Genomic DNA, 14,387 nt, shown 5'->3' on the forward strand with positions numbered 1-14,387 from the left:
TTTATCTTGATTGCTCCATGTCGGCGCGGCGTCGGGTCTCAGATCAACCGGTTCTTCACGATCTCGCCGGCGCGCATGATCAGGTCCAGCTTGCGTCCATCGGCGGCAAGCAGCCCGATATCCGTGAGCGGATCACCGTCGACGACGATCAGGTCGGCATGCGCACCGGGCCGGACACAGCCGAGCATCCCTTCCTGCATCAAAATCTCCGCCCCTATGGATGTCGCCTGGCGCAGCATTTCCAGCGGGGTAAATACTTCTCTCCGGAACTCGAACTCGCGGCACTGCTGATTGTAGGTCGCCCCGAGCAGATCGGTGCCAAAGCCCATCTTCACCCCGGCATCGCGCATGTGCTGGAGGCCCTCGATCGCCGCATCCGCCGCAACCTCGAGCTTCGCCATACTGTCGGGCGTCATGCCCAGCTTCGCGCCTATTTCCATCGTGACGAAAATGACCGACATCGTGGGCACGACATAGCAGCCCCGTTCAGCGACGAATTTCGCGGTGTCGGCATCAATCAGCGTCCCATGCTCGATGCAACGGACCCCGAACTCGATCGAGCGGCGGATCGCGCTGACCGGATGGCAATGCGCCGACACATAGGTTCGGCGTTCGGCGGCTTCGCCGACGATTGCGCGAATCTCATCCTCGCGAAACTGGTTCATCCACATCGGGTCGCTCGGCGACATCACTCCGCCCGACGCGGTAATCTTGATGCAATGGGCACCGCGGCGCAGTTCCTCGCGCGCGGCTTTGATGCATTCGTCGACACCGTCGACCACGACGCCGCCCCAGTTCATCGATCCGCACGAACAATAGCCATGGGCATGGTGCATTTCGTTGGGCGTTCGATAATCGACGTGCCCCCCGGTCATCGACAAGACCTTGCCGGCGTAGAAGAAGCGCGGCGCACGGATCAGACCGTCTGCGATCGCCGCAGCCAAGGGATAATCGCCGCCGCCGATGTCGCGGACGGTGGTGAAGCCGCAATCCAGCGCGTGGCCGAGTTTCTGGACCGCGTGCGCGGTCCGGTAGGGCGCATCGCGGCCGTCGACCACCTTGGCGTTGAGATCGGAGAAATAGGCGTGAATGTGCAGGTCAATCAGGCCGGGCATGAGCGTCTTGCCGGCGACATCGATCCGCTGCGCATCGGCCTTGATCCGGCGATCAGACACCTCCTTTATCGCGCCCTGCTCAATCAGGACCGACATTCCTTCGGCGCATTCTGCATTCTTACCATCAAAAATGCGGGCGTTTTCCAATAAGATCATGTGCTGATAACTTCGGTGAAGGAGGTTGAAGGAAACTTCGGGCGCTGACTGAATGCGCGGTCTTTCTTCCTGGTCGATTGGGCTGCACCGGCGGTTTCCGGACCGTCGCGCCGGGGCTGATCATCCGCAAAAGCGGCGGACGCCCCGCGGCCAGATTCCCCACCGGGAAAACCCGACAGCGCGCCATTTGTCGCTGACCGCGGCCAACAGGCGCGGCCCATTGCAGATCGCCGGGCGCCCACGCTAAAAGTCGGTGCTGAGTGACAAGGTAAAGCTGCGCGGGCGGATCAAATAGGCGGCCGCAGGGGCACTTGGCCCCGCAGAAACATAGTTGATAACCCCATTTCGGTCGAAGAGGTTTTCAGCGCGCACCTGGAGCTGGTAGCGCTGGTAACGAAGGCCCGCACGCAGATCGGCCGTGGTGACGTCCGGCAACCGCACATTGGGATTGCTGACACTGCCCGGGTATGACGTGAATTTGTGCGACTGCATGCGAACCGTCGCACCCAGTTGTCCTTCGATATCTGCACCAAGTGGAATGCGCTGATCCACGGTAGCGGATACCGTCCAGCGCGGGGTTTGAGGAATGGGATCGCCAGCGGCAGCGCCGATCAAGGCCGTGACGCCCGGGTCGACCTGCGTAATCCGCGCATCGGTGTGCCCGACATTCGCGCCGATGCTCAGCAAGCGCGTCGGCCGCGCGTTCAACTGAAGTTCGAAGCCCTGCACTCTCGCCTTGCCTGCGTTGGCGAGCAGCTGCTGCGATTGGAAAATGGTGTAGAGCTGAATATCCTTCCAGTCGATCTGATAGACTGAAGCCTGGATGCTAAATGTCCGGTCGATAATGTCCGCCTTGAATCCGGCTTCGTAATTCCAGACCGTATCGGGCCGGATCTGAGCCTGCGCGCCCGGTGGCAGGATCGCGGCAGGCTGTGGTCCACCGGGCCGGAAGCTGCTTGCGGCGCGTAGAAAGGCGCTGAGTGTAGAGGTGGGCCGCCAACGCAAGGTCGCAAGATAATTGATCTTGTCGTCGCTGCCTTCAAATGGCGGAATTTGCTGAGGACCGCCGAGGAAAATGTCATAATAGATCCCGCTGTACGCCAGCGTGAAATTCTCCTTGTAGCGGGCGTAACGTATGCCGCCGGTAACATCGAGATTGTCGGTCAGATAATAGGTCAGGTTGCCGAAGGCCGAGAGTTCTTCATAACGATCTTTAACCGGGGACCGGACAATGAAGCCCAAGTCGCCGGGAAGCTGGGTATCGGTGGCGGCGTCGCGGGCCACGATGTCGGTCGGTATCGACGAACGCTCTTCGGTGTAGAAACCCCCGACGATGAATTCGACCGGGCCCAGACGATCGGAGACGAACCGCAGTTCCGCGGCCTTCTTCTTCTGGGGGATCGTGGAGATCACGGCCGCTCCGGTGTTTGCCGGATAAATATAGCCCAACTGAGCGAATAACGGGAAAAAGGGCGCATAGGTAGAGCTGACGTCCCGATCGACTTGCAGCTCGCTCTCAAGATAGGCTGCACTGGCGATCAGTTGCCCGATACCGACCGCATATTTCCCCGTGATGGAAGCCAGACGGTATTGAACATTCGTCGGGGCATCGAAGAAATTGCTGTATTGGCGCGCCCCAAAAATTGGCGTGGACGTACCCGGCGCGACATCCTGGGCGGCGAGCCCCCTGGTCTCTGTGTCCTGGATCATGCCGACGATATCGACGGTCAACCGATCGGTCGGCGTCCAGCCAATCGCGAGCCGCGCGCCCTTCGAGACGCTCTCGTTGACGTTTTTCGAGCCTGTGCCAACATTGTCGACATAGCCCGGCGCGCGGCGGTAAAAGCCCGTCGCGCGCACGGCGAGCCGATCTGATATCAGCGGAACATTGAGGGAGCCGTTCAGCAAATAACCGGTGCCGCCACCTTCGATCGCGGTCAACTCCGCCCGCGCGCTTCCCGAAAAGCGAGATGCATCGGGCCGCTTCGAAATCAGGCGAATGACGCCGCCGAGACTCGAAGCGCCGTAGAGCGTGCCCTGTGGGCCCTTCAACACTTCGATGCGATCGATGTCGGCGAGTTCAGGCTCCGGCGCGATGAAGGATCCCCCGCCATTGGCAGAACTGGCTGTGAATGGCACGTCGTCGAGATAATAGACCGTTGTCGCCGATTGCTGCAGCGAACCCGTCGTCAAGCCGCGGATGGACACCTTCCCATATCCCGGAGCGCCCGTGTCTTCGACGACCAGACCTGGCGTCAACGTCGCATAGTCGCGGACGGTCTGGACGCCCAAATTGTCGAGCTCATCGCCGCCGAGCACGGTAATTGCGGACGGCACATCGCGTAATTTCTCGCCGCGCTTGCTCGCCGTCACGACGATCTCGCCGGAGTTCGCATCGTTCGACTCTGCCGTCGTCAACTGCGCCGAAGCTTGCGCCTCCGCTTGCGCATAGGCGTCTCCAGCGGATACTGCGAGACAAAGCGCAAGCAAGCTTGCCGATCGGCGAAAAACCCTTTTGGTTGGCGCGACCCGCCCACCATGCCCGTCGCTGTCGATCACGATATTTTTGTCGCGCATATCCCACCTCCGCCTATGGCTCCCGGGTCTGATGCGTTAGGTTTGAAGACGCCCGGATTGCAGTCACGATGTACGCCGCACCGCTTTCGAGCGTGTCCAAAAGGTTTTCGAATATCGCCAATACGCCTTCGCTAGCGGCGTCTGCGCCATCTAGATGTTGACCTGACGGCCATTTCACGTCGAGGTAGGCGGGACGGAGAAATGGGATGCACCGACAAGTCAACGACACTCCGAACGTCCAATCCACCGCTGGCGACGGGATGGCAGTCGAACGGGGCGGACCAGATGAGGTGACGGAGCGGCGGGATGCTGCGCATGCGGCCGAATCCTGTTCGAACGCGGCGCCGACCGTTTCAACCTTTGTCAGAGACACCACGAACGGGGACGCCGATCCGCTGCAAGGCTATGGCATCGTTCCAACCGATGGCGCCCACGCATTATGGGAAGGCCTCGTCCCGCTAAGCGACCCGCTGCATTACTGCTGGCGCAGCCGGCTTCTGGGCAGCGGACGCTACGAGTTTTGCGGGCTATCCAAGGGCTTCTTCATCACGTTCGGCGATATGGAAGTCGGCATACCGCAATTGGTGCATATGTCGTTCCCCGACACACTGCGCGTTTACGTGACGAGCAATGGCGACTGCGAATATGGCGCTCAGCAAGCCAGCAAAGTAAGTCTGGACGCGCCGAACACCGCCATCCTGATCCAGCCAGCCGACGCTCCCCCGACCGAAGCAACGTTCGCAGGTTGCACCCGGTTCGTGTGCATTTTCATCCACCGCGAGGCATTGAAGTCGCTTCATGCCGGCGGGGAGCACGAATTGCCTGCTGTGCTTCAATCTTTCCTCAAGGGTGCCCTGGAGTCGACAGTTGCACGGACGCTTCCCTTGGGCGCGGCCCTTTTGCGCTGTCTTGAGGATGTCCATGCCAGTGCGCTGGAAGGTCTGCGCCGCCGCTTGTTCCTTCAGTCGAAGGCTGTTGAAATCCTGTGCCAGGCGATCGAGGCTTTCGAACATAGCGAGAGCTTCGGTTCGCCCGACACAACCAGATTGACGGCTAGAGGTGTCATGAAGGCCCAACGCCTTCTGATGGAAAATTTCGTGGCGCCGCCCTCGCTGGAAGACCTCGCGCACGAAGTGGGTTTGAGCCGCAGCGGCTTATGCGCCGGCTTCCGCCAGATTCTGGGCCAATCAGTGTTCGACTACACACAGGAACTTCGCATGCAGCATGCGCTGTCGATGCTGAGCGAGCGCAACGTTTCGATTTCCCAGATCGCCTATGCGGTCGGCTACAACCGCGCGTCCAGCTTCTCGGTAGCGGTGCAACGCCATTTTGGGGCAACGCCTAGCGAACTACGCAAGCGTGGCCACCAATCGAGAGATGTGCAGAAGGCCGCCGTCGCACCCCTTGCGCAATAAACACCGCAATAGAGCAAGCGTCGTGCAACGCGAAATTCAAGAGCGGCTGCCTCAGGCGTGCGTTTCCGCACGCCTGAGGACGAAGCAACGCCGCGTCGAGCGCTCTGGAAGAAGGATGAAAAAGGCGCCGATCCGCTGCAGATCTGCCAATTGTCTTTGTCATCCGATACAGGTTTCACACTGGAAGGATCGCTTTTGACGCTTAGGGCTTCAAAGCAAATCGCAATCCGCGGCTAAACATCGGCGCCATCACGCTGATATGCGTCTCGCCGTCGAAGACAAATGTTTCGACCTCGCAGTCGGCTGACCCGGCCATGGCCCCAAGCCGCTCGGCCAGCGCCTTGATGTTTTGGATCACGCCTGCGGCCTTCAACATTTCGGCCAGGTCCTCGCGGCTCATTCCCGGAGGAAGCGTCGGATTGTTGTCGGCAGATTCCTCCAGCCCGCCAGCCGTCAACAACACTCTGGGCATGACGTTACCGTTGGCGATCGATGCTGCCAGATTTGCTTCCCCCATGAGTATCTCGCCATCGTTCCAGATGATCGACGGACTACCAATCACATAGGCATTGTAGGCCTGCGGATCGTTAAACAGCACATGGAGAGCGAACAGGCCGCCCAGCGAATGACCACACAGCGTGCTATCATTCTTGTTGGTGTCATAGACGGCGTCGATCTGCGGCTTGAGCTCCTCACGCAGGAAGCGGCGGAACCCATCGGCACCTCCGAAGGTCGCACCCTCGAACATCGGCGCGCCCTCGATGGACGCACCGACAGTCTTGCCCGGCGGTGTCGGGGTAAAATCCATGAACCGCGACACCGTCGCTGCCATCACGCCTGTGCCATATCCGATCCCAACAATGATCGCGGGCTTTGCCTGCATGCCGATGCTGAGCATCATCTGCGTGTCGGCTGCCGTGTGAAAGATATAGTCGGCGTCGGTGACGTAAACCACCGGATAACCGCCTGGCGGCGGCGGGAGCACCTCTTCCGGGAGGGAAACATAGATGCGATAGGTGCGCCCCGTGATCGTCGAGGTTACATCCCACTGCTCGGCCCCGGGACGTATGATGGGCGAGCGAGCCGACGCCGCGACCGATGCAATATCGTTGTCCATGTTTCCCTCTCCAAATGGTTCGCCCGCTTGATCGCTTGAGATTTAGCCAGAGCAGGACGTGGCTCAAGACATAGACCACCCAGCTTTCGAGTATCGCCAAAAGGGTTTCGCATGTCGCCAAAACGGCCTCCACCAAGGCCTGGGCGGTCATCGCTACGTTGACTTGAAAGGGATTTTCGCGACCAAGCATGGACGAAACTTGTCAGAAAAATTCAAATCGAGAGGGATTGGATGAACAGCGTGGCACCGGCCGAATATCCTACGCCACGCCCGGATGGCGAGACGAAAAGCTGGGACTTATACTCCGGCCGCCAACGCAGCACCTACCTCCTCGTCCTTTTTCTCGTTGGCACATCCAATTATGTCGACCGCAATATCATCGGCGTGTTGCTCGAGCCGATCAAACGGGAATTCGGCGTTTCCGACACCATGCTCGGCCTGCTTTCGGGCCTATCCTTCGCCTTGTTCTACGCCACCCTGGGGATCCCGGTGGCGCGTTGGGCAGACCGCGGCGACCGGCGCTTCATCATCACGATTTCACTGACGGTGTGGAGCCTGATGACGGTCCTGTGCGGGATGGCGCATAATTTTTGGCAGCTTGCGTTGGCCAGAGTGGGCGTCGGAATGGGGGAAGCAGGCGCAATCCCGCCCGCGCAAAGTCTGATTGCGGACTATTATCCTCCCGATCGCCGCGCCAAGGCGATCGGCTTCTACATGATGTGCTCGATGGCCGGCTATGTGATCGGCCTCGTCGCGGGCGGATGGATTGCGCAGCATCATGGCTGGCGCGCGGCTTTCTTCATTGTCGGATTACCGGGCCTTCTGCTGGCCGTAGCGACACGCTTCATGCTCGCCGAACCGCGGCTTTTACCGCAATTCGCCATCAAGGCGCAAAGTCAGGAGCCGGTCACCGCGACGTTCCGTGCGCTGTTCGAAAAGCCGTCCTATCGGAATATCATCGGGGCCATGGTTCTCTATTTCCTGATGGCCTATGGCGCACTCCTCTTCACCGCTTCGTTCATGATACGGGTGCATGATCTCAGCATTTCCGAAGCCGGCGCCTTGTTCGGCGGGCTGTCGGCGGCTGGCGCTATCGTCGGCAATATCGGCGGCGGGATCGTCACAGATTATCTCGCCAAACGCGATATCGCCTGGACCGCGCGGCTGCCTGGATGGGGCCTGATCCTGGCCTTGCCGCTTTATCTGGTGGCATTCATGGCGCCAACTATTCCCATTATGGCCGGCGCCCTGTTCCTCGCGTCGATATTCTTGACCGGCGTCATTCCGCCGATGTTCTCCGCTTTGCATGCCGTCTGCGGTTCCGCTCGGCGGGCAATGGCCGTGGCTATCGCCTTCTTCTTCGCCAACCTGATCGGCCTTGGCCTCGGCCCCGTGATCGCCGGTTCACTCAGCGATTGGTTTGCGCAAAGTTACGGACCAGCCAACGGACTGCGATACGCTTTAATGACCGTCATGTTCACGTTCGTGCCGAGCGGCATGCTCATGCTGCGCGCCGCTCGGACTCTGGGAAACGACATGGAGGATTAACGGAGGCGGCTTGCGGATGTTCCGGCCAGTCTTTCCCTATTTCGATGGGGCCGGATGCACTCTCCCTTCCCCGGACAGAAGAGCGGTAACAGCTTCCAAAGGTGCAAGTCCGACGGGTGCGCCGGAGGCAGGAACATGGACGCCGATGGCTGGACGCGCAGCAAAGACAACCGAGACAGACTGGATCGACGCGGCGAAGCGCACGCTGATTGACGAAGGCATTGGCGGAGTGAAGATCGATCGCTTGGCGATACGGCTAGGCGTCACGCGAAGCGGCTTTTATCGCTTCTGCAACGACCGCGAAGATTTGTCGACCGGTTGATTGCACATTGGGAAGCGACATGTTGCCTTCTGCCTAAAGAGCTACCGCAGATCACCCCCGAGTCGCCCCTTGCGCGGATCGAACGCTTCATCACGCACCTGACAGACCCGCACTGCTACGACTTTCGGTTTGACTTGGCTGTTCGGGGATGGGCGCGGCCAGACAAGCGCGCCGCATGGGCGATCGAACGTGCAGACCGCGAGCGGCTCGAAGCCCTTCAGCGAGTTTTCGAGACAATCGGTTCCGATAAAAATCCGCTGGAATCCGAGCGAAGTCAAATATTTCACTCTGATCGGCTCCTTCACGACCGGCGACTGACATAGCGTCGCCGAACGCCACAAGACAATGCAGCGGCACATTGATATGCCTTGTGAGGAAAAGCTTGTGGCAGCAAAAAGCAATGGGGATTATAAGGCCCTTCAACAGGCATTGCAGGTTCGGGTTCCGCAACAATGATCGCGATCTGGAGTCCGTGTTCGCACCGGCCAATCGCCAAAAGGATATATTTCCTCGCTTGGCGGTCGGCGTGAAATCTAGCGTATGATTTTCCCTTAGTCGACTCTTGCTAAGTTAGTGATCACGACAACCGGTCTTCTAGTCGCAGCTTCACAAGGCAAAACCTAACGACGGGTTGCTGTTGGCCGGTAGGAGACGGTCCGCTTCCAGGCATAAATCGCATCAAACGGACAGGCGTCAGCCCCGCGCATTGCAGTCACCCAACAAGGCGGTAGCCCGAAGTGCAGAGATGTTGCGACAGGGCGTATCTTTTCGGCGCTGGCGCGAAGAAGACACGCCGATATCCGACTGCTAAGCGCCCTTGATCATTACATATATCACCGCTGATTTGCGTGACGGGAATCTGGCGGATTCACAGTATCAGAGTCGGAACGCACGTTGTTCAGGTCCATCTTTTCCATCGGCGTCAGCGCCTGCCTTTTCGCGGCCTGCACCGACACCGCAACGGGACACGCCCAAGGCGAGGCGAAGCCAGGCATGTCGGTTCAGCGCGGTGCGGGGCTGCCGTATGAGGTGACCGATAGCGAGGTATGGGATGTTCCCGATCCCGTCTCCGGGCGCGGCTATCAAGTTTTCGTGGCTTTACCGCCGTCCTATTTTGCGCAGCCGCAGCGACGGTATCCCGTGCTTTATGTGACGGATGCGGATTACGCCTTTCCTCTGCTCAAGCAGATCGGGCGGCGCCTCAATGTCGAGAGCCCAACCGTCGAAGAATATATTCTTGTCGGATTGTCCTACGCAAAGGGCGAAGGCGGGATGGAAAGCCGCCGCCGCGATTACACCCCGACCGCAAATGGTCCCGCCGGAACGCCCGCGGGGACGGTGCACGGCGGATCGAAAGCGTATCAAGCCTATGTCCGCGATCAGGTGCTCCCGTTCGTCGCGCAGCGTTATCGGACAGACGAAAAGCGGCGTATCTTTCTGGGCCATTCCTATGGTTCGCTGCTGGGTACGCAAATCCTGCTGAGCGAGCCCCGCCTGTTCGATGGCTATATTCTGGGCAGTCCCTCATTCTGGTTCGATCGCCACTATATGGCCGGTCGGGAGCGCGCCTATGCGGCCAAACATGACGATCTGCCAGCACGTGTCTACATGTACATCGGCGAGTATGAAGAGATGCGGCCAGGCGATGCGCGCTTTGCCAAATCAGGTAATATGGTGACCGATACCAAGAACATGGCGCAGGCACTTTCATCTCGCGACTATCCGTCCCTCCATATGCAAATGGAGGTATTGAACGACGAAACCCACGTCAGCGTTGCCCCGCGCGGCTTTACCCATGGCCTGAAATTTATGTTACCGGCCGGTGACCTGCCCCGCATCGATATGGCGCGCGATCAATAAGAACACCGTGACGCGGCAATGACCGGGCATAGATCGGCAGACGACCCCCGCGGTCGAAGCCTGGCCGGTTGGAGACTGTCCGTATTCGAGTAAAATTCGAGAAAAGCTGACATCTGGTCCCGTCGCGGGCTGACCGCCCCAATTTGGGGAAGCTTAGTGAAGTGGAGATTGCGCGTCCTCGGCGTGCAAAAATCCATAGCTTTCGTTCGCCGACGATAAAGTGGCGTTCGACAAGTTAAGTCGAAACGGGCTTCAATCGACCCAATCGCGATCGAGTGATCGGGCACCGAATAACATCATAACCGCTGAAACGACATAGAACAGCAGACAGCACATCATCGCATATTTGAGCCCGTCACTACCAAAAACCGGCAGCAACGCGTCCGAGAGCCCCCCCAATATATAGATACCAAGCCCCGGTCCGAGCAGGTTGTTGATGAACAGAAGGCTTGCGGTCGCGGTGGTGCGCATTTGCGCCGGCACAAGATGCTGGACGGCACCAATGACCGGCGCCAGCCACACATAGCCCAGCGCCATCGGGATGCTGAACAGGACAAAGGTCAGCGGAAGCGAGTCCGACAATATACCGGCGGCAAAGACGGGCGCCGCTACCAGAAAGCAAAGGGCGGGCACCGTCGCGAGCGCCCTTTTATTGTTCCGGCCAACGCGGTCGCCGATCACCCCGCCAAGAAGCACTCCGACGCCGCCACCGATCAACAGCATCGTCCCGAAGAAGAGCGACGTCCCTTCCAAATCCAGACCAAAGCTGCGTTGCAAAAGAGTCGGAAGCCAGAACGCCATGCCATAGCCCATGATCGAGCTGGACGCCGCGCCGAGCGCAAGAAACCAGAAACTGCGCTTTTGCGACAATATGGTCAGCACACTCCAGAGAGGCATGGCATCCGGCGACCCTGCGGTGCGAGGGGGATCGCGAACGATGAGCCGAAACAGCGGAGCCAGCGCGACGCCAGCCAATCCCACGACTATGAACGCTGCGCGCCAATCGACGGAGGCAGCGATATAGCCCCCAAAATATACGCCCAAAGCCGATCCCAGCGGGATTCCAAGCGAATAGATTGCTAGCGCCCTCGCGCGCTGTGCCGAGGGAAAATAATCCGAGATGAGCGAAAAGGACGGCGCTACGCCTCCCGCCTCGCCTACTCCGACGCCTAGTCGGCAAAGGAATAGCGTCCAGAATCCACCAGCGAGGCCACACAAGGCTGTAAAGCCGCTCCACACCGCCAATGAGCCGGTAATAACCCAGGTGCGTCCCGTCCGATCGGCGAGCCAGGCCAGCGGAATGGCTGCCGTGGAATAGAGCAGGGCGAAAGCAATCCCCCCCAAGAGACCAAGCTGCGTGTCGCTAAGGCCCAACTCTGCCTGAACCGGCACCGCAAGAATGCCCAGTATCTGGCGGTCGATGAAATTGAAGGTGTAAACGAGGAGGAGCATCAGGAGGACAAGGCCCCGATAGGTGCTCGACCCATGGCCTTCGGCCGCGCCGCCCGGAGAAACTGGCAGAGAATTTTTCACGCGGGACTTCCCTCGCGGCGGAGCATTTTCCCGACCCACGATCGCCCGGTGCGCTGCTGTGCAGAGGTGCTCACACTTGTTTTCATTCTATTGCCCTCAATGTAAAACAGCATGTGCCGGGATTTCCAACGGTTCAGCCACGCGTCTTCCGGCCAGCCTGGGCCAGCAGCGACGCTGCATTGTCGTGACGCCATTCGCCCGCGATATCCGCTGGCAATCCCAGTTCATCGATCTGCGCCGCTAGGTCGGCGGGTCCTAAACTGGAAACCCAGGCAGTGGCGCCGAACAGGACGCGACCTCGCAACGCGCCTCGCGCCTGCGCGAGCAGAGGCTCCCAACCCGACCCGGCGCGTCCCATGAAGCGAGGGCTGTGGCTCGACAGTTCGAGATAAACGTTGGGATGCCGCTGCACGATCGCCACAGCATCCGATATCCAGGGCCATCCGCCGTGACCGATCAAGATCGTCAAATCGGGAAAGGCCGTCGCGACGCGATCGATATTTCGTACATCCGAAAGATCGAGCGAGATCGAGCGATTGAAATTCTGGCCTGCATGAATCCAGATCGGCAGATTAAGCCATTGAGCCATTTCATATATCGGCGCCAGCGCGGGCTCGGACGCCGGAACGGCTTCCCAAAAGGGCGAAATCGAGACGCCGCCAATGCTCCATTCGCGATGCGCATACTCGATTTGTGAGGCGGCTTCATCGGGTGAGCGCAAAGAAACGCCGAGCCAGCATGTGAGAAGATCGGGCGCTGTCGAGGCAAACCGCGCGATCGATTGATTGGCATCGGCGCCGGATCGCCCCCGCCAGGGAAAACCATGCAGCACCTGATGTGTGATGCCCTCGGCGCGCAGACCGGCTATATAATCCTGATCCGCGACGTCGAAACCCTTGCCCTCGTCCATCAGGTAATGAACCGCAGAATGAGGATAGGTGGCGAGCCGGCGGCGATACTCTTCTATGTCCACCCCTCCCCGCCGCGTCAGGGGCTCAGCGAATTTTTCGAGGTAATCGGGTGCAGCGATGGCAAAGCCGGTAAGATAGGCTTCCCACACGTCACGGTCCCCATGGACAGCGCAGATGTCGATGACGCCGGGTCCGGCACTGCCGTCAGCCATCGATGCGATCCCGTTTCAAGATGATGCCATGCGCCTCACGATCCCAGGCGTCGGCCGTTCGCCCCTCAGCGCGTAACTCCGTCTTCAAAATCTTCGCAGTCGGCGTTTTGGGCAGATCGTCCAGAATACGGATGTAGCGCGGCACCATGTAATAGGGCATCCGGACGCGCAGATGATCGACAAGAGCGACCCGGTCGATCGGCGCTCCCGGATTTGAGGAAAGCGCAACCATCACTTCATCTTCGCCGAATTCGCTCGCGACTGCATAAGCAGCGGCTTCCCGCACGGCCCCGAACGAGAGGCATTCACGCTCGACCTCGTATGAGGATATATTTTCCCCTCGCCGTCGTATGGAGTCCTTGGCCCGGTCGACGAAATAATAATCGCCGTCAGCCGAGCAGCGAAACAGGTCTCCTGTATGAAACCAGCCATTGCGCCAGGCGGTGGCCGTCGCTTCGGCATTGCCGGCATAGCCGTGTGACGTCGACCATGGGCGGTCGGTACGGATGAGCAGTTCGCCGACCTCGCCGGGCGCGACCTCGCGATCATGTGTATCCGCGATGCACAAGGTCACGCCGGCACGCGCCCGTCCGCAGCTTTCGGCATCGCTCTGATCGTCGCGCGACAGGATCGGCACCGCCAGTTCGGTCATGTTGAACATGGTCCGGGTGGCAACGCCAAAGCGGTCGGAAAAGTCCGTTGCCGTCTGGCCATGCGGAAGGACATAAGCCCATTGCAGGCCGTGATCCCGTTCACCGGGCGCTAAAATCTGCTTGTTCAGAAATCCCGCCATCGCACCCAGAAGCGTGCAGCAGGTCGACCGCGTTTCACGTACCACATCCCAGAAGCGCCCGGTTTCGAATTGCTCGGGCAACGCGATCGAGTGTCCCAGCAGCAGAGTGCCGATCGTCCCGATGGTCCCGCCAGCGTGAAACAAGGGCAAAGTGACAAGATAGCGCAGGTCGTCCTGACTCTTTTCCTCGAATGCGACGAGGGCTGCCGTCGCTCCATGACAATAGGAACTGAGTACCCCCTTCGATGGCCCGGTCGTCCCCGATGTATATATGATCGCCTGCTCGTCCCAGGGTTCGATCGGTTCCTCCAGCAAGAGCAATGTCTCGTCGATACCGCCATCGAGGCAGTCACCGCCCAACAGCGGCCTTGAACTCTTTGCATCGACGCTGGGCTGGTCGATCAGGATGGCCGCCAACGCCGGGTCGATCCCCGCCTCGTCCAGCCGGGCCACGAGGCTGGAGTGACAGATGATAAGCTTCGGTTCCGCAATCTCGACTGCATTGTGAAGGATCGAGCCACGATAGGCCAGATTGATCGGCGCGTAGACGGCACCCAGCCAGTTTATGCCGAACCAGACGCGCAAAGCGTCGGGTCCGTTGGGCAGCCAGCTCATCACACGGTCGCCACGCACGACGCCGAGCCGTGCAAGTCCTGTCGCGACCAGACGGGCCTGTCGGCCCATTTCGGCAAAGCTCCATTGCCCGCCGTTTGGAAAAACCGCGTAAGCCTGTTCGCTGCGTTCGACCTCCCATCGCTCGAGCGCATAACGCAGCACGCACTGTTCCCGCGGCGGAACATTGGGGCTCATCCAGCTGAAAATACTCAT

At 59.8% G+C, this 14,387-nt stretch carries 10 protein-coding genes; 4 read left to right on the forward strand and 6 right to left on the reverse strand.

From position 1 onward, the window contains the following. Nucleotides 1-38: 38 nt before the first annotated feature. Nucleotides 39-1,211, reverse strand: a complete 1,173-nt coding sequence (locus ACSYDV_RS00120; protein WP_438321706.1) for a metal-dependent hydrolase family protein — start codon at nt 1,209-1,211, stop codon at nt 39-41. A gap of 303 nt (nt 1,212-1,514) precedes the next feature. Next, nucleotides 1,515-3,830 (reverse strand): TonB-dependent receptor, encoded by a 2,316-nt coding sequence (locus ACSYDV_RS00125; protein ID WP_438321707.1) that lies wholly within the window; start codon nt 3,828-3,830, stop codon nt 1,515-1,517. 224 nt (nt 3,831-4,054) lie between these two features. Here ACSYDV_RS00125 and ACSYDV_RS00130 point away from each other — a divergent pair, with 224 nt between their 5' ends. Continuing rightward, the gene (locus tag ACSYDV_RS00130; protein ID WP_438321708.1) at nt 4,055-5,263 is read left to right on the forward strand and encodes a helix-turn-helix transcriptional regulator; all 1,209 of its coding nucleotides are present in this window, start codon (nt 4,055-4,057) and stop codon (nt 5,261-5,263) included. Nucleotides 5,264-5,465: 202 nt separating this feature from the next. Here ACSYDV_RS00130 and ACSYDV_RS00135 read toward each other — a convergent pair whose 3' ends face one another. Next, entirely contained in the window at nt 5,466-6,380 is a 915-nt protein-coding gene (locus ACSYDV_RS00135; RefSeq protein WP_438321709.1) for an alpha/beta hydrolase, read from the reverse strand. Nucleotides 6,381-6,620: 240 nt separating this feature from the next. On the opposite strand from ACSYDV_RS00135, the gene ACSYDV_RS00140 reads away from it, so the two are divergent. From ACSYDV_RS00140 to ACSYDV_RS00150, 3 genes are all read left to right on the forward strand, one after another. Next, the gene (locus ACSYDV_RS00140) at nt 6,621-7,928 is read left to right on the forward strand and encodes a spinster family MFS transporter (protein ID WP_438321710.1); all 1,308 of its coding nucleotides are present in this window, start codon (nt 6,621-6,623) and stop codon (nt 7,926-7,928) included. A 145-nt stretch (nt 7,929-8,073) separates the two neighbouring features. After that, nucleotides 8,074-8,250 (forward strand): TetR/AcrR family transcriptional regulator, encoded by a 177-nt coding sequence (locus tag ACSYDV_RS00145; protein ID WP_438321711.1) that lies wholly within the window; start codon nt 8,074-8,076, stop codon nt 8,248-8,250. An 894-nt stretch (nt 8,251-9,144) separates the two neighbouring features. Further along, nucleotides 9,145-10,110, forward strand: a complete 966-nt coding sequence (locus ACSYDV_RS00150; RefSeq protein ID WP_438321712.1) for an alpha/beta hydrolase — start codon at nt 9,145-9,147, stop codon at nt 10,108-10,110. 252 nt (nt 10,111-10,362) lie between these two features. On the opposite strand, the gene ACSYDV_RS00155 is transcribed toward ACSYDV_RS00150, so the two are convergent. The 3 genes from ACSYDV_RS00155 to ACSYDV_RS00165 all read right to left on the reverse strand — a co-directional run bounded on the left by ACSYDV_RS00155 (nt 10,363) and on the right by ACSYDV_RS00165 (nt 14,387). After that, entirely contained in the window at nt 10,363-11,562 is a 1,200-nt protein-coding gene (locus tag ACSYDV_RS00155) for a spinster family MFS transporter (RefSeq protein ID WP_438322810.1), read from the reverse strand. 214 nt (nt 11,563-11,776) lie between these two features. Then, on the reverse strand, nt 11,777-12,766 hold the full coding sequence (locus ACSYDV_RS00160) for an amidohydrolase family protein (protein ID WP_438321713.1): 990 nt from the start codon (nt 12,764-12,766) through the stop codon (nt 11,777-11,779). Then, complete coding sequence (locus ACSYDV_RS00165; protein ID WP_438321714.1) at nt 12,759-14,387, reverse strand: AMP-binding protein; 1,629 nt, start codon at nt 14,385-14,387, stop codon at nt 12,759-12,761. Before ACSYDV_RS00165 ends, ACSYDV_RS00160 begins: the two co-directional genes overlap by 8 nt.

The organism is Sphingopyxis selenitireducens (assembly GCF_051550705.1).
In the GTDB taxonomy this organism is placed as follows: Bacteria; Pseudomonadota; Alphaproteobacteria; order Sphingomonadales; family Sphingomonadaceae; genus Sphingopyxis.

What these genes read in the sequence shown, in the direction of transcription:
- ACSYDV_RS00120 (WP_438321706.1), bottom strand. Translation starts at nt 1,211, where the DNA reads ATGTCGGTCCTGATTGAGCAGGGCGCGATAAAGGAGGTGTCTGATCGC.
- ACSYDV_RS00130 (WP_438321708.1), top strand. Translation starts at nt 4,055, where the DNA reads ATGCACCGACAAGTCAACGACACTCCGAACGTCCAATCCACCGCTGGC.
- ACSYDV_RS00135 (WP_438321709.1), bottom strand. Translation starts at nt 6,380, where the DNA reads ATGGACAACGATATTGCATCGGTCGCGGCGTCGGCTCGCTCGCCCATC.
- ACSYDV_RS00145 (WP_438321711.1), top strand. Translation starts at nt 8,074, where the DNA reads ATGGCTGGACGCGCAGCAAAGACAACCGAGACAGACTGGATCGACGCG.
- ACSYDV_RS00155 (WP_438322810.1), bottom strand. Translation starts at nt 11,562, where the DNA reads ATGCTCCTCCTCGTTTACACCTTCAATTTCATCGACCGCCAGATACTG.
- ACSYDV_RS00160 (WP_438321713.1), bottom strand. Translation starts at nt 12,766, where the DNA reads ATGGCTGACGGCAGTGCCGGACCCGGCGTCATCGACATCTGCGCTGTC.
- ACSYDV_RS00165 (WP_438321714.1), bottom strand. Translation starts at nt 14,387, where the DNA reads ATGAGTATTTTCAGCTGGATGAGCCCCAATGTTCCGCCGCGGGAACAG.